We start from the raw sequence: 21,790 nt of genomic DNA, 5'->3' as shown, positions 1-21,790 counted from the left end.
CGCGGAAGACTCCCATGTTCGAACGCCTGATCCAGTTTGCCATCGAGCAGCGCATCATCGTGCTGCTCGCCGTTCTGCTCATGGCCGGCCTCGGCATCGCCAGTTATCAGAAACTGCCGATCGACGCTGTGCCCGACATCACCAACGTCCAGGTTCAGATCAACACCGGCGCGGCCGGGTTCTCGCCGCTGGAAACCGAGCAGCGCATCACCTTTCCGATTGAAACCGCGATGGCCGGCCTGCCGGCGCTGGAGCAGACCCGCTCGCTGTCGCGCTCGGGCTTGTCGCAGGTCACGGTGATCTTCAAGGACGGCACCGATCTGTTCTTTGCCCGGCAATTGGTCAACGAGCGGTTGCAGTCGGCCAAGGAGCAATTGCCCGAAGGCGTGGAAGCGGTGATGGGGCCGATTTCCACCGGGCTCGGCGAGATCTTTTTATGGACGGTCGAGACCAAGGAAGGCGCGCTGAAAGATGACGGAACGCCCTACACGCCGACCGATCTGCGGGTGATCCAGGACTGGATCATCAAGCCGCAACTGCGCAACGTCCCCGGTGTGGCCGAAATCAACACCATCGGCGGTTTTGCCAAGGAGTACCAGATTGCGCCCGATCCGAAAAAGCTCGCGGCCTACAAACTGACCCTCACCGATCTGGTGACGGCGCTGGAGCGCAACAACGCCAATGTCGGTGCCGGGTACATCGAGCGCAGCGGCGAGCAATTGCTGATACGCGCACCGGGGCAAGTGGCGAGCACCGAGGACATTGCCAACATCGTCATGGCCAACGTCGACGGCACGCCGATCCGCATCAAAAACGTCGCCACCGTGGACATCGGTCGCGAACTGCGCAGCGGCGCCGCCACGGAAAATGGCCGGGAAGTGGTGCTCGGCACGGTGTTCATGTTGATCGGTGAAAACAGTCGCACGGTTTCCCAGGCCGTCGCCGCCAAGCTCGAACAGATCAACAAGTCGTTGCCCACCGGCGTGATCGCGGTGCCGGTGTATGACCGTACGCATCTGGTCGATAAGGCCATCGCCACGGTGAAGAAAAACCTCATCGAAGGCGCGATTCTGGTCATCGCGATCCTCTTCCTGTTCCTCGGCAATATCCGCGCCGCGCTGATCACGGCGATGGTGATTCCGCTGTCGATGCTGTTCACCTTCACCGGCATGTTCAGCAACAAGGTCAGCGCCAACCTGATGAGCCTCGGCGCGCTCGACTTCGGCATCATCGTCGACGGCGCGGTGGTGATCGTCGAAAACACCCTGCGCCGGCTGGCCCATGCGCAGCAGCATCACGGGCGCCTGCTGACGCGATCCGAGCGTTTCCATGAAGTGTTTGCGGCGGCGAAGGAGGCGCGGCGACCGCTGATTTTCGGCCAGTTGATCATCATGGTGGTGTACCTGCCGATCTTCGCCCTGAGCGGCGTCGAAGGAAAAATGTTCCATCCGATGGCGTTCACCGTGGTCATCGCGTTACTCGGCGCCATGCTCTTGTCCGTCACTTTTGTACCGGCGGCGATTGCGCTGTTCGTGACCGGCAAGGTCAAGGAAGAAGAGGGCGTGGTGATGCGCGGTGCGCGTCGCGTTTATGCACCGGCGCTGGACTGGGTCATGTCCCACCGGACGATGGCGGTCGGCGCGGCGCTGGGAGTGATTGTGCTCAGTGGCGTGGTCACCAGCCGCATGGGCAGCGAGTTTGTGCCGAGTCTCAGCGAAGGCGATTTTGCCTTGCAGGCGTTGCGCGTGCCGGGCACCAGCCTGACGCAATCGGTGGATATGCAGCAGCGGCTGGAAACGTTGATCCTTAATAAAGTGCCGGAAGTCGAGCGCGTCTTCGCCCGCACCGGCACTGCGGAAATCGCTTCCGACCCGATGCCGCCGAACATCTCCGACAGCTACGTGATGCTCAAACCGAAAGAGCAATGGCCGGATCCGGGCAAGTCCCGGGAAACCCTGATGGCCGAACTGCAACAGGCTGCCGCGACGCTGCCGGGCAGCAACTATGAACTGTCGCAGCCGATCCAGTTGCGCTTCAACGAACTGATCTCCGGCGTGCGCAGCGACGTGGCGGTCAAGGTGTTCGGCGATGACATGGACGTGCTCAACGCCACGGCGGCGAAGATTGCCGCCGCGATGCAGAAGGTCGACGGCGCGTCCGAGGTCAAGGTCGAGCAAACCACCGGTCTGCCGGTGCTGACCATCAACATCGACCGCGACAAAGCCGCGCGTTACGGGCTCAACGTCGGCGATGTGCAGGACACCATTGCGGTGGCCGTCGGTGGGCAGAAGGCCGGGACGCTGTATGAAGGTGATCGTCGATTCGACATGGTGGTGCGGTTGTCCGACGCCATGCGCAAGGACATCGACGGGTTGTCGGCGCTGCTGATTCCGGTGCCGGCGGCGGGTGGTGATGCTTCCAGTCAGATCGGCTTCATTGCGTTGAAGGACGTTGCCAGTCTCGATCTGGTGCTGGGGCCGAATCAGGTCAGTCGCGAGAACGGCAAGCGGCTGGTGATCGTCAGCGCCAACGTGCGTGGGCGTGACATCGGCTCTTTTGTCGCCGAGGCGGGCGAAGCGATCGAGCGCGACGTGCAGGTGCCGGCGGGTTACTGGACCACCTGGGGCGGCCAGTTCGAGCAACTGCAATCGGCGGCCAAGCGCTTGCAGATCGTGGTGCCGGTGGCGTTGCTGCTGGTGTTCGGGCTGCTGTTCATGATGTTCAACAACCTCAAGGACGGCTTGCTGGTGTTTACCGGGATTCCGTTTGCGCTGACCGGCGGGGTCATGGCGTTGTGGCTGCGGGACATTCCGCTGTCGATCTCGGCGGGTGTCGGGTTTATCGCGCTGTCCGGCGTGGCGGTGCTCAACGGGCTGGTGATGATTGCGTTTATCCGCAACTTGCGGGAGGAGGGGCGCTCGCTGTCCGACGCGATTCACGAAGGTGCGTTGACGCGATTGCGTCCGGTGTTGATGACGGCGCTGGTGGCGTCTTTGGGCTTCATTCCGATGGCTCTTGCGACCGGCACCGGGGCCGAGGTGCAGCGACCGCTGGCGACGGTAGTGATTGGCGGGATCCTGTCCTCGACCATTCTCACGCTGCTGATCCTGCCGGCGTTGTATCAGCTGGCGCATCGTCGGGATGAGGACACTGGTCAACTGAATAGATGATCTACCTGTGGGAGCGAGCTCGCTCCCACAGTTTTTGTATTGATCCAATAGGGCGGTGGCACATAACGGATATGTAATTTCGGCGCCACCGTCACGAAAGGTTCGGATTGTTACCTTGATCCCGTCAGTTACTTGAATGAGGAATCAACGATGAAACTTGCACAGATTGGCGCGTTTGCCGTGGCTCTGATGATGTCTTCCCTGGTGTTGGCCGAAGGTGGCGGCGACCGCACGTTCGACAGAATGATGACTGCCAATGACCGCTCGATGGAGGTGTTTGCTGCGAAGGAAAAGGCCCGTGATCCCGTCGTCGTGAACGACAAGAAGGACGACAAGACCCAAGACCTGTAAGCGTGGCGCCAATGAATGAGCCCGTCATCGCGCATCGATGGTGGGCTTTTTTATGAGTTTGTTTTGAAGGAGATGGATATGAAGCTTCTCAAGTGGATGGCGTTCACCGGTGTCATGGCAATGTCCTTGAATGTGTTGGCCGAAGGCGGTGGCGACAGAACGTTCGACCGGGCGCTCAGTGCCAACACCAAAGCCATGGAGCAGTACGCGGCCAGTCAGGGCAAAGCGGCGCCGGTGGTCAAGGAATACGAGTACGGGATGAAGCTGGATGTGAAGAAGGTGGTGAGCGTTGTCCGGCCAAAGAATGAATGCGCGGTCGTGCCGGCTGCGATGACTTACGAAGACTCCAAGGGGCAACTCAATACGGTCACTTACAACGTGATGGGGAATTGTCGTCAGCAGGGTGGCTGACGCTAATCCCGGCTGAAGCGCCCGGTTCATGTGCAGTGAGTCGGGCTTTTTTTCGGGCGCAAAAAAGGCGCCCCGAAGGACGCCAAAGATTCACCTCTTACCAAAGGAGCAAGGAGCTTCTAAAGGTGAATGGGCATTGCTGGTGAAACTCAGAGAATCGCCAGCGGGTATTCGACGATCACCCGCACTTCATCTAGATCCGACTCGAACGCGGTGGCGCGGGTCGTGGCCTGGCGCAGGCGCAGCGCCAGGTCTTTCATCGAACCGCTTTGCACCACGTATTTGACTTCGATATCACGCTCCCAGCGCTTCTGGTCGGTCAGCGGATTGCCATCGGCATCGCGGCGCATGTACACGGCGTTGGCGTTGGAATAATCGGCGTCGGTGCCGCGGGCATAGCGGGTCATGAACGACAGGCCCGGCACGCCATAAGTGGTCATGTCGAGGTCGTAGCGCACCATCCACGAACGCTCTTTCGGTGAGTTGAAGTCGCTGTACTGGATCGAGTTGTCGAGGAAGATCGAGTCGGACTGACGCAGGTAATCGAAGTCGTCGTTGCCGTTGTTGCGCTGGTGGGAGAGCGCGACCGAGTGGGCGCCGAGTTTTACGCCGACGCGGCCGCTCCAGATGTTGTTGTCGAACTCGCCGAGCAGTTGTTTACCCTCGTCGACCGCCTTGTAGTAATTCAGGCCACCGAACAACGACAGGTCATCCGACAGCGGATACGTCCAGGCGGTGCCGGCGTAGTACTGGTTCCAGGCATCTTTCAGGCGACTGGAGTACAGGCTGAAACTGAGGTTTTTGTTCAGCGCGTAATCGCCGCCGCCGTAAGCAATCCACGGCGAATTGACCGGGCCGGCATAGAAGGTTGCGAAGTTTTCACGCAGGTCGCTGGAAACCGGCTGGCTCATCGCATGCAGCCGGCCGCCCTGGATCGACAGGCCTTCGATGCTGGTGTTGGTCGCCGTCACACCGCGAAAGCTTTCCGGCAGCAATCGCGAATCGCCTGCCGCGACCACCGGGTTGGCCGGGAACACATCACCGACTTTCACCACCGTATCGAAAGCGCGCACTTTGGCGGCGCCACCGACCTTGGTGTATTCGTCCCGCGCTTCACCGTCGCTGTTGACCGGCAACACATCGAACGAACTGCGGCCACCGTTGCGGCCGTCTCCTGTGTCGAGTTTCAGACCGATCATCGCAAACGCATCCACCCCGACCCCGACGGTGCCTTGGGTGAAACCGGATTCGAACTTGCCGATGATGCCGTGGGCCCAGGCTTCGGAATAACCATTGCCCGTCGGACTGGACTGGCCGTTGCGGTGGTCACGGTTGAAATAGAGGTTACGGTTGAGCACCGTCAGGCTGCTGCCTTCGATAAACCCTTCGGGTTTTTCTTCTGCAAACACCGTGGACGGCCCAGCGCCGACAATCACTGCCAGAGCGGCCATCGATATTTTTGTGTTGTTAACCATCAATCACTCCTAGGGTTCGGCAGAACGGGAACGAGCTTCGGCGTGGGTTTTATTGTTCGACGGGCAAGGGGCCCGCCGGGAGAGTCGCCGGGTGACATCGTTGCAGGCTGCAGATAACGGGGAGGTGATTGGGGAATTACAATTTCGTTAGGTGGCCTGCGATTGACGTGACGGAACAATCCGCAGCACTATCCGGCCATGACCACCCAACACCGAATGACCATGATGTGCTCCTCTATGACCGCTTCCGGCGGGCCATAAGGTCATGCATGTCTGGTCAATGACGTGTTACCCAAAGCCCCGCCAGAAATGGACGGGGCTTTTTCATTACCCGTCTGCACATGGCTCAAGGAGAGAGAAATGTTCGAAATGAAAAGAGCCACCCCCGACGATGCCGGGATAGCGTTCGAGATTCGGCGACTGGCGATCCGGCATCAATGCATCGGTGCCTACAGCGAGCAGCAAATGCTCGACTGGACAAAGGGCTCGGCGGCAGACGGTTATGACACGCTCATGCAAAAGCATTTCTATCTGGGTTACGTTGAGAGTGAGCCCGTGGCAACCGGCATGCTTGATCTGGAGCACCGCGAAATCGGTGCAATCTTCATCCATCCGGATTTCATGCAGCGCGGGCTGGGTAAACGTGTGCTGCACTTTCTGGAAGCGCTGGCGCGGGATCTGGGACTGGCAGAGGTTTGTCTGGATGCGACGTTGAATGCCGCTGATTTTTATCGGCGCTGCGGTTACGTCGGGGAGGGGAGGGCGATCTATCAATCGCCTTCAGGTCTGCAACTGGCCTGCGTGCCGATGGTGAAACAACTCAAGACGGTCTAGACGCAAAAACGGCACCCAAAGGTGCCGTTTCTGTTTGTAGCCAACTATCGCTGAGCGATCAGCCCGCCAGGCCCGATTGCTGAACCAGGGTCAGCAGCGGTTGTGGGTAGACGCCGAGGAAGAACGCCACCAGGGCGATCGCCAGCAGCATCACGCCGCCTGCTTTCTGTTCCCAGTGCAGTTGGGCGTCGTGGCGGCGCAGGTTCGGTTCGATCAGGTACAGGGTGACCATCACGCGCAGGTAGTAGAACACGCCGATGGCGCTGCCCAGAACCAGGGAACCTACCAGCCACCATTGGTGCGACTCGACACCGGTGGCGATGATGTAGAACTTGCCGATGAAGCCTGCAGTCAGCGGGATACCGGCCAGGGACAGCATCATCACGGTCAGTACGGCGGTCAGGTACGGACGGCGCCAGAACAGGCCGCGGTACTCGTACAGCGCGTCTGCGTCACGGCCGTTGTACGGCGAGGACATCAGGGTGATCACGCCGAAGGCGCCGAGGCTGGTGATCACGTAGGTGACCAGGTACACGCCGATGGCTTCCACCGCCAGACCCTTGCTCGCCACCAGCGCGATCAGCAGGTAGCCGAAGTGCGCGATGGACGAGTAACCGAGCAGACGCTTGAGGTTGCTCTGGGTCAGGGCCAGCAGGTTACCGAACAGGATCGAGGCGATGGCGATGATGGTCAGTACGTTGCTCAGAACACCACTGCTGGCGGCAGGGGAGATCTGGAACAGACGAACCATGACCGCGAACACAGCCACTTTCGACGCGGTGGCGAGGAACGCGGCCACCGGTGCCGGAGCACCTTCGTACACGTCCGGCGTCCACAGGTGGAACGGTACCAGCGACAGTTTGAACGCCAGACCGATCAGCATCATGCCCAGGCCCAGTTGCGCCAACGAGCTTGGCAGGCCGGTCGCGGCCAGGGCCTGGCCGATGCCGACGAAGCTCAGCGAACCCGAGTCGGCGTAAAGCAGTGCCATACCGAACAACAGGAACGCGGAACCGGCGGCCGACAGCACCATGTACTTGATGCCGGCTTCCAGCGAACGCTTGTTGAAGAAGGCGTAAGCCACCAGACCGTAGACCGGCACCGACAGCAGTTCCAGACCGATGAACAAGCCGGCCAGGTGCTGCGCGCTGACCAGAACCAGACCACCGGCGGCGGCCATCAGGATCAGCAGGTACAGTTCTTCACGGTTGCCCGGGTAACCCGAACCGCCATCGCCGAGGTAGGCGTGGGCGAGGGTGACGCAGGCAAGGGTGGCGACCAGGATCAGCGCCATGTACAGGCAGGCAAAGGTGTCGATCTGCAGCAATGGGGTCACGGCCAGAGGCGCGACTTTCAGGGCTGGCAGGATCGACAGCAAGGCCAGGTTCAGACCTGCCACCGAAATCAGGAAGGTCTGCGAGTGGTTGCGGCGCCAGGCGATTGCCAGCATCACCACGATAATGGTGAGGCTGGTGATCAACAGTGGCGCAAGCGCAATAAAGTGTTGAATCGTGAATTCCATAGCGCTCTTACCGGGCCGAAGCGAGTTGAGTGAAGGCGGTGCCGAGCCACTGCTGCACGCCATGCATCGTGGCGGCGGAAGTGTCGAGGAACGGTTGCGGGTAGACGCCGAGGTAAATCAGCAGTACCGCAAGGCCCAGCACCATGATCAGTTCGCGACCGTCCATGCCGTGCAGGATCGAATCCGATTTGGACGGACCGAAGTAAGCGCGGTGGATCATGATCAGCGAGTAGACCGAACCGAACACCAGACCGGAGGTGGCAATCGCGGTGATCCATGGAGCACTGGCGAACGTACCGATCAGGATCAGGAACTCGCCGACGAAGTTACCGGTACCCGGCAGACCCAGAGAGGCGGCTGCGAAGAACAGGCTGATCGCCGGCAGGTAAGCGATACGCGACCACAGACCGCCCATCTCACGCATGTCACGCGTATGCAGACGCTCGTACAGCTGACCGCTGAGGATAAACAGTGCAGCTGCCGACAGACCGTGCGCCAGCATCTGGATCACGGCACCTTGCAGCGCCAGTTGGCTGCCGGAGTAGATGCCGATCAGTACGAAGCCCATGTGGGAAACGGACGAGAAGGCGATCAGACGCTTGATGTCGGTTTGTGCGAAAGCGAGGAACGCACCGTAGAAGATCCCGATCAGACCGAGGGTCATGGCGATCGGCGCGAACTCGGCCGAGGCGTTCGGGAACAGCGGCAGGGCGAAACGCAACAGACCGTAGGCCGCGGTTTTCAGCAGAATACCGGCGAGGTCGACGGAACCTGCAGTCGGTGCCTGGGCGTGAGCGTCAGGCAGCCAGGAGTGGAACGGAACCACTGGCAGCTTGACCGCGAAGGCGATGAAGAAGCCGAGCATCAGGATGTACTCGGTGGTCATCGACATCTTGGTCTTCAACAGATCGGCGTAGTTGAAGGTGATCACGCCGGTGCTGTTGTAGTTGACCAGGACCAGACCGAGGATCGCCACCAGCATGATCAGGCCGGAAGCCTGAGTGAAGATGAAGAACTTGGTCGCTGCGTAGATACGGGTTTTCTTGCCGTCCGAAGAACTGTGACCCCAGAGCGCGATGAGGAAGTACATCGGCACCAGCATCATTTCCCAGAAGAAGAAGAACATGAACAGGTCGAGGGCGAGGAACACGCCGACAACACCGCCCAGGATCCACATCAGGTTCAGGTGGAAGAAGCCAACGTGACGTTGAATCTCTTTCCACGAGCAGAGTACCGACAGGATACCCAGCAGACCGGTCAGCAGGATCATCAGCAGCGACAGGCCGTCAAGGGCCAGGTGCACGTTGATGCCGAAGCGCTGGATCCAGACGTGCTTGAACTCAAGCGCCCAGGTCGGATCGGCGCCAGGCGCCGGAGCAAATGAATAGTCACCGTGGGCCCACAGCCAGAGGCCGAGGGCGAGTTCCAGGGTCATGGTCAACAGCGCAATCCAGCGGGGGAGGGTAGCGCCGAAGCGCTCACCCATCCAGCACAGCAGGCCGCCGATGAAGGGGATCAGGATTAGCCAAGGCAGAATCATGACGGGCTCGTTTCCTTTCGCAAATTCGCAAGGTTCATATCAGACCGCTACCAGCACGACAGCGCCGATGACCAACACGGCACCAGCAGCCATCGAAGCAGCGTACCAACGCAGTTGACCGGTTTCGGTACGGCTCAGGGCAGTGTGACCACCCTTGGCCATGCGCGGGATCAGACCGATGGTCTGGTCGAGCGGGTCTTTGCGCAGCATGTGGCTGATCGCAAGGTACGGCTTGACGAACAGTTTGTCGTAGATCCAGTCGAAGCCCCAGGCAGCGAACCACCAGGCCGAAAGGAAACGGCCGATGCCGCTGTTGGCGATCGCGCTCACGAAGCGACGCTTGCCAAGGAACAGCAGGGCCGCCAGCAGGATACCGGCCAGGGCGATGGCGCCCGAGGCGATTTCCAGACTGTGCTTGGCTTCGCCACCGGCATGGCCAACGCTCTCAGGCAGTACGCCGTGCAGCGGTGGAACGATCATGGCGCCGACGAAGGTCGACAGCACGATCAGTACCGACAGCGGCAGCCAGTGAGCGATGCCGTGACCGGCGTGGGCTTCGGTCTTGGCTTCACCGTGGAACGCGATGAAGATCAGGCGGAAGGTGTACAGCGACGTCATGAATGCGCCGACCAGACCTGCGTAAAGCAGACCGTGGTTGCCGCTGGCGAACGCTTCCCAGAGGATTTCGTCCTTGGAGTAGAAACCTGCAGTCACCAGTGGCAGGGCGGCCAGAGCGGCACCACCGACGATGAAGCTGGCGTAGGCCAGCGGCAGTTTCTTCCACAGGCCGCCCATCTTGAAGATGTTCTGCTCGTGGTGGCAGGCAACGATCACCGCACCGGAGGCAAGGAACAGCAGGGCCTTGAAGAAGGCGTGGGTCATCAGGTGGAAGATCGCGCCTTCCCAGGCGCCAACGCCCAGCGCCAGGAACATGTAGCCGATCTGGCTCATGGTCGAGTAGGCGAGGATACGTTTGATGTCGGTTTGCACCAGCGCGGCGAAACCGGCCAGTACCAGGGTCACTCCACCGACGATGCCGACCAGGTGCAGGATATCCGGCGCCAGGGCGAACAGACCGTGGGTACGGGCGATCAGGTAGACACCGGCAGTCACCATGGTTGCGGCGTGGATCAGTGCCGAAACCGGAGTAGGACCGGCCATCGCGTCCGCCAGCCAGGTCTGCAGCGGGAGTTGCGCCGATTTACCGACCGCACCACCCAGCAGCATCAGGGTCGCCAGCACGATCCAGAAATCGCCGACCTTGAAGTGCTCAGGCGCCTTCACCAGCAGTTCCTGGACGTTCAGCGTGCCCAGTTGCTGGAACAGGATGAACAGGCCGATCGCCATGAACACGTCGCCGATACGGGTGACGATGAAGGCTTTCAGTGCGGCGTTACCGTTGTTGCGGTTGCTGTAGTAGAAACCGATCAACAGGTACGAGCACAGGCCCACGCCTTCCCAACCGAAGTAGATGAACAGCAGGTTATCGCCCAGGATCAGGAACAGCATGCTGGCGATAAACAGGTTGGTGTACGAGAAGAAGCGCGAGTAACCGTCTTCGCCACGCATGTACCAGGAGGCAAACAGGTGGATCAGGAAGCCGACACCGACGACCACACCGAGCATGGTCACGGACAGACCATCCAGGTACAGCGCGAAGTCAGGCTGGAAACCTTCCACCGACATCCAGCGCCACAGCACCTGGGTGTAGACGCCACCTTCCGGCGGAGCGACGTTGAATTGCCAGATCACGTAAGCCGCGACGATGGCAGACAGGCCGATGGAGCCGACACCGATCAGCGCCGACAGGTTTTCCGAGAAGCGGCCGCGCGAGAACGACAGCAACAGGAACCCGATCAGAGGGAATACGAAAGTCAGAAAGAGTAGGTTCATCCGCGCATCTCACTGGCAGCGTCGATATCGAGCGTGTGGAAGCGGCGATACAGTTGCAGCAGGATCGCCAGGCCAATACTGGCTTCGGCGGCTGCAAGGCTGATCACCAGGATGAACATGATCTGTCCATCCGGTTGCGCCCAGCGGGCGCCCGCAACGATGAAGGCCAGTGCAGAGGCGTTCATCATCACTTCCAGACTCATCAACACGAACAAAATGTTGCGGCGGACCATCAGGCCGACCAGACCAAGGCAGAACAGGATGCCGGCAACGGCTAAACCATGTTCGAGAGGGATAGCAGGCATGTCTTACTCCTTCGCCTCGTTACGGCCCAAATGGAACGCCGTGACGGCTGCAGCGAGCAGCAGCATCGAGGCGAGTTCGACCACCAGCAGATACGGACCGAACAGGCTGATGCCCACGGCTTTTGCATCGACGGTGGTGTGGCCGATGGCCTGACCGCTCTGGTGAGCGAACAGCACATACAGCAGTTCGGCCAGCAGCAGGGCGGCGAGAATCACCGGCCCCGCCCAGATCCCGGGCTTGAGCCAGGTGCGTTCCTGCTGAACCGAGGCAGGCCCCAGGTTCAGCATCATCACCACGAACACGAACAGCACCATGATGGCGCCAGCGTAGGCGATCACTTCCAGCACGCCGGCGAACGGAGCGCCGAGTGCGAAGAAGGTCATGGCCACGGCGATCAACGAAATGATCAGGTAGAGCAGGGCGTGCACAGGATTGGTGTTGGTGACCACACGCAGTGTGGACACAACAGCGATACCCGATGCGAAATAGAAAGCGAATTCCATCGTTCTTCCTTAAGGCAGCAAGCTCTTCACGTTGATCGGCTCGGCTTCGTTTTGTGCGGCGCCTTTCGGCTTGCCCGCAACGGCCATACCTGCAACACGATAGAAGTTGTAATCAGGGTTTTTGCCGGGGCCGGAGATCAGCAGATCTTCTTTCTCGTACACCAGGTCCTGACGTTTGAACTCGGCCATCTCGAAATCCGGGGTCAGCTGGATTGCGGTGGTCGGACAGGCTTCCTCGCAGAGACCGCAGAAAATGCAGCGCGAGAAGTTGATACGGAAGAAGTCCGGGTACCAGCGACCATCTTCGGTTTCAGCTTTCTGCAGCGAGATGCAACCCACCGGGCATGCCACGGCGCACAGGTTGCAGGCTACGCAGCGTTCTTCGCCGTCGGGGTCGCGGGTCAGGACGATGCGACCACGGTAGCGTGGTGGCAGGTAGACCGGCTCTTCCGGGTATTGCAGGGTGTCGCGCTTGCGAAAGCCATGGCCGAAGACCATGACCAGGCTGCGCAACTGGGTACCGGTACCCTTAACGATGTCGCCAATATATTTGAACATGGGTCAAATCCTCACTGAACCGCAACCGCAGGCGTGTTCCACAACACGATTGCAGCGGTCACCAGCAAATTGATCAGGGTCAGTGGCAGGCAGAATTTCCAGCTGAAATCCATCACCTGGTCATAACGCGGACGCGGGATGGAAGCGCGCAGCAGGATGAACAGCATGATGAAGAACGCGGTCTTCAGTGCGAACCAGACGAAGGACAGTTGCGGCAGGATGCCGAACGGACCGTGCCAGCCACCGAAGAACAGGGTGACCAGCAGCGCCGAGATCAGGATGATGCCGATGTATTCACCGACGAAGAACATGCCCCATTTCATACCGGCGTATTCAATGTGGTAACCGTCGGCCAGTTCCTGTTCCGCTTCCGGCTGGTCGAACGGGTGACGGTGAGTCACGGCCACGCCAGCGATGAAGAAGGTACAGAAGCCGAAGAACTGCGGAATGATGAACCACAGGTTCTGCGCCTGGTACTCGACGATGTCGCGCATGTTGAACGAGCCGACCTGCACCACGATGCCCATCAGGGCCAGGCCCATGAACACTTCGTAGGACACGGTCTGCGCCGAGGCACGCAAGCTGCCCAGCAGGGCGAACTTGTTGTTACTCGACCAGCCGGCGAACAGCACCGCGTAGACCGAGAGACCGGCCATGGCGAAGAAGAACAGCAGGCCGATGTTCAGATCCGCCACGCCCCAGGTCGGGGTGATCGGGATGATCGCGAAGGCGATCAGCAGGGCGGACATGGCCACCACCGGTGCCAGGGTGAAGATCACCTTGTCGGCAAACGGCGGGGTCCAGTCTTCCTTGAAGAACATCTTCAGCATGTCGGCTGCGATCTGGAACATGCCGAACGGGCCAACGCGGTTCGGACCGTAACGGTCCTGCCACCAGCCCAGCAGGCGACGCTCGACAAAGCTGAGCAACGCGCCTGCGACCACCACGGCCAGCAGGATCACGATGGCCTTGATGACCGTCAGGATCACATCGATCACTTCAGGGGTGAACCAGGTCATTGCGCTGCCTCCTGCAGACCATCAACGGTTTGGCCGAAAATCGCCGGCGGAATGCCCGCCAGACCAGCCGGCAGTGCAACCAGGCCAGCGCCCAGCTCTTCATTGATGCGCAGCGGCAGACGCAGGGTCTGGCCGGCAACATTGAGGCTCAGCAGAGCACCGTCGTTGACGCCCAGGCGATCCGCTTCGGACTTGGCCAGTGCAACGTAGGCGGCCGGGATGCGTTCCTGGACCGGAGCGGCTTTCGACGAGTTCTCGTCGCTGCCGAACAGGTGATAGAACGGCACGGCTTGCCAGGTGCCCTGGGCCGGGTTGAACGCGCGCGGAACACTGGCGAACCAGTTCAGCGAATCACCGGTGCTTTCGATCAGGCGGGTGCCCGGATCGCCAGCGCGGAGGTGACCACCGACTTCGTCCTGGAACTTGTTCCAGGCTTGCGGCGAGTTCCAGCCCGGCGACCAGGCGAACGGCACTTGCTGACGCGGTTCGGCGGAGCCCGAGTAACCTTCCATCGAGAAGGCGAACGCGGTGTCCTTGTCTTGCGGGGTGCGTGGTTCGTGAACGCTGATGTCGGCGCGCATCGCGGTGCGACCGGAATAACGCAGCGGCTCACGCGCCAGTTTCAGACCCTTGATGCGGAACGAGGCGGACGGTGCGGCGTCGACGATGCGGGCCAGTTGCGTGGTGCTCGAAGCAACGGCAGCGGTCACGTGGTCGAGTTGCGTCCAGTCGATCGGCTGGTTCAGCAGGGTGGCGCGCAGGGCATGCAGCCAGCGCCAGCCTTCGTGGACCAGAATGCTCGCGTCCATGTATTGCGGGTCGAAAACCTGGAAGAAGCGCTGGGCGCGACCTTCCTGGCTGACCAGAGTACCGTCGCCTTCAGCGAAGCTGGCGGCTGGCAGAACCAGATGCGCGCGATCGCTGGTGGCGGTCTTCTGATGGTCAGCAACGATCACTACTTTCGCAGCGTTCAGTGCCGCATCGACCTTGGCCTTGGCGGTGCGGGTGTACAGATCGTTTTCCAGCACGACGATGGCGTCAGCCTTGCCGTCGATGACCGCTTGCAGCGCAGCATCAACCGATTCGCCGCCGAGCATGGCCAGGCCGAGGCTGTTGGCTTCCGGCACGATCAGGCTGATCGAACCGTTCTTCTCGCGCAGCTTCAGGGCCTTGGCGATGTTCGCAGCCGCTTCGATCAAGGCTTTGGAGCCCAGCGAAGTACCGGCGATGATCAGCGGACGCTTGGCGGCGAGCAGGGCGTCGGCGATACGCTTGGCCAGTTCCAGGGCTTCGGCGTCCAGACCTTCAACGGCCGGTGCGCTGGCGTCCAGGGCGTGAGCCACGGCGAAACCGATGCGGGCCAGATCGTCTGGAGCGGCGTGAACGCACTCTTCGGCGATGTCGTCGAGCTTGGTTTCAGCCAGGCTGGCGATGAACAGCGGGTTCAGCTCGTGCTGGCCGATGTTCTTCACGGCAGCGTCGAGCCAAGGCTGAACGCGCATGGCTTCGGCCATGTCTTCGGCCTTGCCTTTGACCGACTGACGCAGGGCCAGGGCCATGCGGGCGGCGGTCTGGGTCAGGTCTTCACCGAGGACGAACACGGCGTCGTGGTCTTCGATGTCGCGTATGTTCGGCACTGGCAGCGGGCTGTCTTTGAGCACTTGCAGGACCAGACGGATGCGCTCCAGCTCGGAGGCTTCGATACCGGAGTAGAAGTGCTCGGCGCCGACCAGTTCACGCAACGCGTAGTTGCTTTCCAGGCTGGCACGCGGCGAACCGATACCGACGATGTTACGACCGCGCAGCAGATCGGCGGCTTTGTCCAGCGCAGCGTCCAGTCCAAGCTTGGTGCCGTCGGCCAGCAGTGGCTGACGTGGACGGTCGGTGCGGTTGACGTAGCCATAACCGAAACGGCCACGGTCGCACAGGAAGTACTGGTTCACCGAACCGTTGTAACGGTTTTCGATGCGACGCAGTTCGCCGTAACGCTCGCCCGGGGAGATGTTGCAACCGCTGGAGCAGCCATGGCAGATGCTCGGCGAGAACTGCATGTCCCACTTGCGGTTGTAGCGCTCGGAGTGAGTCTTGTCGGTGAACACACCGGTCGGGCAGACCTCGGTGAGGTTGCCGGAGAACTCGCTTTCCAGCGTGCCGTCTTCAACGCGACCGAAGTACACGTTGTCGTGGGCGCCGAATACACCCAGGTCGGTGCCGCCGGCGTAGTCCTTGTAGAAACGCACGCAGCGGTAGCAGGCGATGCAGCGGTTCATTTCGTGGGAAATGAACGGGCCCAGTTGCTGGTTCTGGTGAGTACGTTTGGTGAAGCGATAACGGCGCTCGTTGTGGCCGGTCATCACGGTCATGTCTTGCAGGTGGCAGTGACCGCCTTCTTCGCACACAGGGCAGTCGTGCGGGTGGTTGGTCATCAGCCATTCAACAACACTGGCGCGAAACGCCTTGGATTCTTCATCGTCGATGGAGATCCAGGTGTTGTCGGTGGCAGGGGTCATGCAGGACATGACGATGCGACCACGGGTGTCGTTCTCGTCGGTGTACTGCTTGACCGCGCACTGGCGGCAGGCCCCGACGCTACCAAGCGCGGGGTGCCAGCAGAAATAAGGGATGTCGAGGCCCAGCGACAGACATGCCTGTAACAGGTTGTCTGCCCCGTCGACTTCGAGCGCTTTGCCGTCTACGTGGATAGTGGCCATGGTTCAAAGGTCTTCGTTGGCCCGGTGTCAGCGGGCGTGGCTAATGGAATCTTGTTATCCGTCCGAATCCAGTCAGCCCCGAAAGGCGTCATCGGACGAAAGGCGAAGGGCACGGACCCTTCGCCTTTTTTAAGCGTTTACGCGCCGACTACGATCGGCTTCGCCAGAGGCGGGACGGCGGCGCTTGCAGGCGCGATACCGGCTTCGAACTCTGGACGGAAGTATTTGATGGCACTGCCCAACGGCTCCACGGCACCCGGTGCGTGAGCACAGAAGGTCTTGCCCGGGCCGAGGAAGTTGACCAGACCCAGCAGGGTCTCGATGTCACCCGGCTGGCCGCGGCCTTGTTCGATGGCCATCAGCAGCTTGACGCTCCATGGCAGGCCATCACGGCAAGGTGTGCAGAAGCCACAGGATTCGCGGGCGAAGAACTGCTCCATGTTGCGCAGCAGGGACACCATGTTGACGCTGTCGTCCACCGCCATGGCCAGGCCGGTACCCATACGGGTGCCAACCTTGGCGATGCCGCCGGCGTACATTTGTGCGTCGAGGTGTTCCGGCAACAGGAAACCGGTACCGGCGCCGCCTGGCTGCCAGGCTTTCAGCTTGAAGCCGTCGCGCATGCCGCCGGCGTAGTCTTCGAACAGCTCGCGACCGGTCACGCCGAATGGCAGTTCCCAGAGGCCAGGGTTCTTGACCTTGCCGGAGAAGCCCATGAGCTTGGTGCCCATGTCTTCGCTACCGTCGCGGGCCAACGATTTGTACCAGTCCACGCCGTCGGCGATGATCGCCGGCACGTTGCACAGGGTTTCAACGTTGTTCACGCAGGTCGGCTTGCCCCACACGCCAACGGCGGCAGGGAAGGGCGGCTTGGAGCGCGGGTTGGCGCGGCGACCTTCGAGGGAGTTGATCAGTGCGGTTTCTTCACCGCAGATGTAACGCCCGGCACCGGTGTGGACGAACAGCTCGAAGTCGAAGCCGCTGCCCAGGATGTTCTTGCCCAGCAGGCCGGCTGCCTTGGCTTCTTCCACGGCACGGTTCAGGTGCTTGGCGGCGGTGGTGTACTCGCCACGCAGGAAGATGTAGCCACGGTAGGTTTTCAGCGCGCGGGCACTGATCAGCATGCCTTCGATCAACAGATGGGGCAGTTGCTCCATCAGCATGCGGTCTTTCCAGGTGTTCGGCTCCATTTCATCCGCGTTGCACAGCAGATAGCGGATGTTGATGGATTCGTCCTTTGGCATCAGGCCCCACTTCACGCCAGTGGGGAAGCCTGCACCGCCGCGACCTTTGAGCCCGGCGTCTTTCACGGTCTGGACGATGGCGTCCTGATCCATGTCGGCGAAGGCCTTGCGCGCAGCGGCGTAACCGTTCTTGGCCTGGTACTCGTCGAGCCACACGGCTTCGCCGTCGTCACGCAGGCGCCAGGTCAGCGGGTGAGTCTCGGCCGAACGCTGGATGCGGTTGGCCGGGCCGAAAGAAGTCAGGGTCATACGTAGCCCTCGAGCAGTTTGGCGACGCCGGCAGGCTGGACATCGCCAAAGGTGTCGTCATCGATCATCAGCGCCGGTGCCTTGTCGCAGTTGCCGAGGCAGCAGACCGGCAGCAGGGTGAAGCGACCGTCGGCGGTGGTCTGACCCAGGCCGATTCCCAGGTTGTTCTGGATTTCGCTGACCACCGACTCGTGGCCACCGATGTAGCAGACCATGCTGTCGCAGACGCGAATGATGTGACGGCCGACCGGCTGACGGAAGATCTGGCTGTAGAACGTGGCCACGCCTTCAACGTCGCTGGCCGGGATGCCGAGGATCTCGCCGATGGCGTACAGAGCGCCGTCCGGCACCCAGCCGCGTTCTTTCTGAACGATCTTCAGGGCTTCGATCGACGCCGCGCGCGGGTCTTCGTAGTGATGCAGCTCGTGCTCGATGGCCGAGCGCTCGGTTTCACTCAAGGTGAAACGGTCTGTTTGGATAAGCGTGCTGTTCATGCTTAGCGGTCCACGTCGGCCATAACGAAATCGATACTACCCAGGTACGCAATCAGGTCCGCGACCATGCTGCCTTTGATCACCGAAGGGATCTGTTGCAGATGCGGGAAGCTCGGAGTACGGATCCGGGTACGGTAGCTCATGGTGCCGCCGTCGCTCGTCAGGTAATAACTGTTGATGCCCTTGGTCGCTTCGATCATCTGGAAGGATTCGTTGGCCGGCATGACCGGGCCCCACGAAACTTGCAGGAAGTGCGTGATCAAGGTTTCGATGTGCTGCAGCGTGCGCTCTTTCGGCGGCGGCGTGGTCAGCGGGTGATCCGCCTTGTACGGGCCTTCCGGCATGTTGCGCAGGCACTGGTCGATGATCTTGACGCTCTGGCGCATCTCTTCGACGCGAACCATGCAGCGGTCGTAAGCATCGCCGTTGGCAGCCAGCGGTACTTCGAACTCGAAGTTCTCGTAGCCGGAGTACGGACGCGCTTTACGCAGGTCGAAGTCGCAACCGGTGGAACGCAGGCCGGCACCGGTGACGCCCCATTCCAGGGCCTCTTTGGTGTTGTACTGGGCAACGCCGATGGTACGACCCTTGAGGATGCTGTTCTGCAGGGCGGCCTTGGTGTATTCGTCGAGGCGCTTCGGCAGCCATTCAACGAAGTCTTTCACCAGTTTTTCCCAGCCGCGCGGCAGGTCGTGGGCGACGCCGCCGATGCGGTACCAGGCCGGGTGCAGACGGAAACCGGTGATGGCTTCGATCACCGTGTAGGCCTTCTGGCGGTCGGTGAAGGTGAAGAACACCGGAGTCATGGCGCCGACGTCCTGGATGTAGGTACCCAGGAACAGCAGGTGACTGGTGATCCGGAAGAACTCGGCCATCATGATGCGGATGACGTCGACCTTCTCTGGCACCTTGATGCCGGCCAGCTTCTCGACCGAGAGCACGTACGGCAGGTTGTTCATCACGCCGCCGAGGTAATCGATACGGTCGGTGTACGGAATGAAGCTGTGCCAGGACTGACGCTCCGCCATCTTCTCGGCACCACGGTGGTGGTAACCGATGTCCGGAACGCAGTCGACGATTTCTTCACCGTCCAGTTGCAGGATGATGCGAAACGCACCGTGCGCCGAAGGGTGGTTCGGGCCCAGGTTGAGGAACATGTAGTCCTCGTTTGCCCCGGAACGCTTCATGCCCCAGTCTTCAGGACGGAAACGCGCGGCTTCTTCCTCAAGCTGTTGCTTGGCCAGGTTCAGGCTGAACGGATCGAACTCGGTGGCGCGCGCCGGGAAGTCCTTGCGCAGCGGGTGACCTTCCCAGGTCGGCGGCATCATGATGCGCGACAGGTGCGGGTGACCTTTGAAGTCGATGCCGTACATGTCCCAGACTTCACGCTCGTACCAGTTGGCGTTCGGCCAGATGCTGGTGACGGTCGGCAAGCTGAGGTCGCTCTCGGACAAGGCGACCTTGATCATCACGTCACTATTACGCTCCAGCGACATGAGGTGATAGAACACGGTGAAATCGGCACCGGCCGGCAGCCCTTGACGCTTGGTGCGCAGACGCTCGTCCACGCCGTGCAGGTCATAGAGCATGACGTACGGCTTGGGCAGGTTGCGCAGGAAGGTCAGGACTTCGACGAGCTTGGCGCGAGCCACCCACAGCACCGGCATGCCGGTGCGGGTCGGCTGGGCGGTGAACGCTTCGGCGCCAAAACGGTTGTTCAGTTCGACGACCACATCCTGGTCGTCTGCCTTATAAGGCGGGATGTACAGAGCACTGCCTGTAGTCATGGTTATTTTTTCGCTTTCGGTCAACGTAAAGAATGAAGCCAGCTTCTCGTTTCTTTGAAACAGACTGGATCAGACTTCGTCAGGGCTGCGCAGGTTGGTGACTGCGATTCGCTGTTCGCGGCGCTGTTCCTTCTGCGAAGGCATGTCGGCGCGATAAACGCCTTGATCGCCAACGACCCAGGAAAGTGGGCGACGCTCCTGGCCAATGGATTCCTGCAACAGCATCAAGCCTTGCAGAAAAGCTTCTGGACGGGGCGGGCAGCCAGGTACGTAGACGTCAACGGGCAGGAACTTGTCCACCCCCTGAACCACGGAGTAGATGTCGTACATGCCGCCGGAGTTGGCGCACGAACCCATCGAGATCACCCACTTGGGCTCGAGCATCTGCTCGTACAGGCGCTGAATGATCGGCGCCATCTTGATGAAGCAGGTCCCGGCGATAACCATGAAGTCGGCCTGACGCGGTGATGCCCGGATAACTTCGGCGCCGAAGCGCGCGATGTCGTGGGGCGCCGTGAAGGCGGTGGTCATTTCCACGTAGCAGCACGACAGACCGAAGTTGTACGGCCACAGGGAGTTCTTGCGTCCCCAGTTGACCGCGCCACTCAGCACGTCTTCCAGCTTGCCCATGAAAATGTTTTTGTGGACTTGATCTTCTAACGGATCGGAAACGGTTTCCCGCTGGCCGATCGGATACTGCTCGTTAGGAGCATCGGGGTCGATTCTGGTGAGATTGTATTGCATTGCCAAAGCCTCATTGTTTCAGCTTCGCCTGCCGCTTGCGACGAGCTTCCGGAGCCCAGTCAAGGGCGCCCACTCGGAACAGGTAGACAAGACCTGCCAACAGAATTGCTATGAAAACGAGAGCTTCGACGAATCCGGTCCAGCCGCTTTCGCGGACGGACACAGACCATGCAAAGAGAAAGAGGGCTTCGATATCGAAGATCACGAACAACATCGCGACCAGATAGAATTTGGCTGAGAGCCGCAAGCGGGCGCCACCGGTAGGTAGCATGCCGGACTCGAACGGTTCGTTTTTGCTGCGGCCCCAGGCTTTTGACCCGAGGAGGCTGGAGACGCCGAGCATGAAGGCACACAGGCCGACTACACCCAGAAGGAAAATGGCAAAGCCCCAGTTGTGGGCCATGAGTCCTGTCGCTTCGGGCATGCTGGAAATCCTTAACAGAGAGCAAAGGTCTCTGAGCTTGATAAAGAAATAAGGCAGTGACGATATGTCGCAGCAATCAATCGCGCTGATTTTATGGCTAAACACCCTGCAAGTAAAATTCCTATAGCGAAATTATTTATTGGAATAAGGACATAGCGCACCTCGAAGGAGCCGCAGCCCATGCGTTGCGGGCATTAGCCGGGATTTCACGAATTATGTTTTGTAGGAAATGTAACGAACATAGTTGCAGCTAAATGATAATTAATATCGTTTGGAGTGGTTTCGTAACTGTTTAACGGGTCAGTAGTTGGGAAGTTGTCTTATATGCGCGTTACTGCAAGTAGCGGCGGCGCCCGTTTTAGCTGATTTTTCTGACGTTCGTACCGCGCTGGATCAATGTTTTTGTTATCGGGCTGAAGAGAAACCTGTGGGAGCGGGCTTGCCCGCGATAGCGGTGTGTCAGTCGCCGAATTTTTTGAATCTGCAGGCGCCATCGCGGGCAAGCCCGCTCCCACAGGGATTTGTGAGGGGGCGGAGATCGCGCCGTGCAAAAAA

18 protein-coding genes are annotated in these 21,790 nt (G+C 60.4%); 4 read left to right on the top strand and 14 right to left on the bottom strand.

The features are described 5' to 3' along the window. Positions 1-14 precede the first annotated feature (14 nt). From IHQ43_RS18405 to IHQ43_RS18395, 3 genes are all read left to right on the top strand, one after another. A complete protein-coding gene (locus tag IHQ43_RS18405; protein ID WP_192561611.1) occupies positions 15-3,170 on the top strand; it encodes a CusA/CzcA family heavy metal efflux RND transporter in 3,156 nt (1,051 codons plus the stop codon). Between the two features lie 150 nt (positions 3,171-3,320). Next, complete coding sequence (locus IHQ43_RS18400; protein ID WP_192561610.1) at positions 3,321-3,521, top strand: co-regulatory protein PtrA N-terminal domain-containing protein; 201 nt, start codon at positions 3,321-3,323, stop codon at positions 3,519-3,521. Positions 3,522-3,599: 78 nt separating this feature from the next. Next, on the top strand, positions 3,600-3,932 hold the full coding sequence (locus tag IHQ43_RS18395; protein WP_192561609.1) for a DUF2790 domain-containing protein: 333 nt from the start codon (positions 3,600-3,602) through the stop codon (positions 3,930-3,932). Positions 3,933-4,081: 149 nt separating this feature from the next. Here IHQ43_RS18395 and IHQ43_RS18390 read toward each other — a convergent pair whose 3' ends face one another. Then, entirely contained in the window at positions 4,082-5,407 is a 1,326-nt protein-coding gene (locus IHQ43_RS18390; RefSeq protein ID WP_192561608.1) for an OprD family porin, read from the bottom strand. 360 nt (positions 5,408-5,767) lie between these two features. Between IHQ43_RS18390 and IHQ43_RS18385 the strand changes: the two genes are divergently transcribed. After that, positions 5,768-6,241 (top strand): GNAT family N-acetyltransferase, encoded by a 474-nt coding sequence (locus IHQ43_RS18385; RefSeq protein WP_192561607.1) that lies wholly within the window; start codon positions 5,768-5,770, stop codon positions 6,239-6,241. A gap of 58 nt (positions 6,242-6,299) precedes the next feature. Here IHQ43_RS18385 and nuoN read toward each other — a convergent pair whose 3' ends face one another. The 13 genes from nuoN to IHQ43_RS18320 all read right to left on the bottom strand — a co-directional run bounded on the left by nuoN (position 6,300) and on the right by IHQ43_RS18320 (position 21,235). Then, positions 6,300-7,763 carry an NADH-quinone oxidoreductase subunit NuoN gene (nuoN, locus tag IHQ43_RS18380; protein ID WP_007951465.1) on the bottom strand — a complete coding sequence of 488 codons (1,464 nt, stop codon included), beginning with the start codon at positions 7,761-7,763 and terminating at the stop codon, positions 6,300-6,302. Between the two features lie 7 nt (positions 7,764-7,770). Continuing rightward, positions 7,771-9,303 carry an NADH-quinone oxidoreductase subunit M gene (gene nuoM, locus IHQ43_RS18375; RefSeq protein WP_007951464.1) on the bottom strand — a complete coding sequence of 511 codons (1,533 nt, stop codon included), beginning with the start codon at positions 9,301-9,303 and terminating at the stop codon, positions 7,771-7,773. Between the two features lie 39 nt (positions 9,304-9,342). Further along, on the bottom strand, positions 9,343-11,196 hold the full coding sequence (gene nuoL / locus IHQ43_RS18370) for an NADH-quinone oxidoreductase subunit L (protein ID WP_192561606.1): 1,854 nt from the start codon (positions 11,194-11,196) through the stop codon (positions 9,343-9,345). Next, the gene (gene nuoK, locus IHQ43_RS18365) at positions 11,193-11,501 is read right to left on the bottom strand and encodes an NADH-quinone oxidoreductase subunit NuoK (protein ID WP_003180046.1); all 309 of its coding nucleotides are present in this window, start codon (positions 11,499-11,501) and stop codon (positions 11,193-11,195) included. Before nuoK ends, nuoL begins: the two co-directional genes overlap by 4 nt. A gap of 3 nt (positions 11,502-11,504) precedes the next feature. After that, positions 11,505-12,005: an NADH-quinone oxidoreductase subunit J gene (nuoJ, locus tag IHQ43_RS18360; RefSeq protein WP_007951462.1), complete on the bottom strand. Its 501-nt coding sequence runs from the start codon at positions 12,003-12,005 to the stop codon at positions 11,505-11,507. Between the two features lie 9 nt (positions 12,006-12,014). Continuing rightward, complete coding sequence (gene nuoI / locus IHQ43_RS18355; RefSeq protein ID WP_007951461.1) at positions 12,015-12,563, bottom strand: NADH-quinone oxidoreductase subunit NuoI; 549 nt, start codon at positions 12,561-12,563, stop codon at positions 12,015-12,017. Positions 12,564-12,574: 11 nt separating this feature from the next. Further along, the gene (nuoH, locus tag IHQ43_RS18350) at positions 12,575-13,582 is read right to left on the bottom strand and encodes an NADH-quinone oxidoreductase subunit NuoH (protein ID WP_007951460.1); all 1,008 of its coding nucleotides are present in this window, start codon (positions 13,580-13,582) and stop codon (positions 12,575-12,577) included. Then, positions 13,579-16,293: an NADH-quinone oxidoreductase subunit NuoG gene (gene nuoG, locus IHQ43_RS18345; protein WP_192561605.1), complete on the bottom strand. Its 2,715-nt coding sequence runs from the start codon at positions 16,291-16,293 to the stop codon at positions 13,579-13,581. The genes nuoH and nuoG overlap by 4 nt, the downstream gene beginning before the upstream one ends. A 137-nt stretch (positions 16,294-16,430) precedes the next feature. Next, positions 16,431-17,786, bottom strand: coding sequence for an NADH-quinone oxidoreductase subunit NuoF (nuoF, locus tag IHQ43_RS18340; protein WP_007951458.1), 1,356 nt, complete (start codon positions 17,784-17,786; stop codon positions 16,431-16,433). After that, a complete protein-coding gene (gene nuoE, locus IHQ43_RS18335; protein ID WP_003223804.1) occupies positions 17,783-18,280 on the bottom strand; it encodes an NADH-quinone oxidoreductase subunit NuoE in 498 nt (165 codons plus the stop codon). The genes nuoF and nuoE overlap by 4 nt, the downstream gene beginning before the upstream one ends. A 2-nt stretch (positions 18,281-18,282) precedes the next feature. Continuing rightward, entirely contained in the window at positions 18,283-20,067 is a 1,785-nt protein-coding gene (nuoC, locus tag IHQ43_RS18330) for an NADH-quinone oxidoreductase subunit C/D (RefSeq protein WP_192561604.1), read from the bottom strand. A 69-nt stretch (positions 20,068-20,136) separates the two neighbouring features. Beyond that, positions 20,137-20,811, bottom strand: a complete 675-nt coding sequence (locus IHQ43_RS18325; protein ID WP_007951456.1) for a NuoB/complex I 20 kDa subunit family protein — start codon at positions 20,809-20,811, stop codon at positions 20,137-20,139. Positions 20,812-20,821: 10 nt separating this feature from the next. After that, positions 20,822-21,235 carry an NADH-quinone oxidoreductase subunit A gene (locus IHQ43_RS18320; RefSeq protein WP_003223812.1) on the bottom strand — a complete coding sequence of 138 codons (414 nt, stop codon included), beginning with the start codon at positions 21,233-21,235 and terminating at the stop codon, positions 20,822-20,824. Positions 21,236-21,790: the final 555 nt, after the last annotated feature.

This window comes from Pseudomonas gozinkensis, from assembly GCF_014863585.1.
In the GTDB taxonomy this organism is placed as follows: Bacteria; Pseudomonadota; Gammaproteobacteria; order Pseudomonadales; family Pseudomonadaceae; genus Aquipseudomonas; species Aquipseudomonas gozinkensis.
The sequence above is the reverse complement of the archived record's forward strand: the minus strand, read 5'-3'. Positions and strand labels throughout refer to the sequence as shown.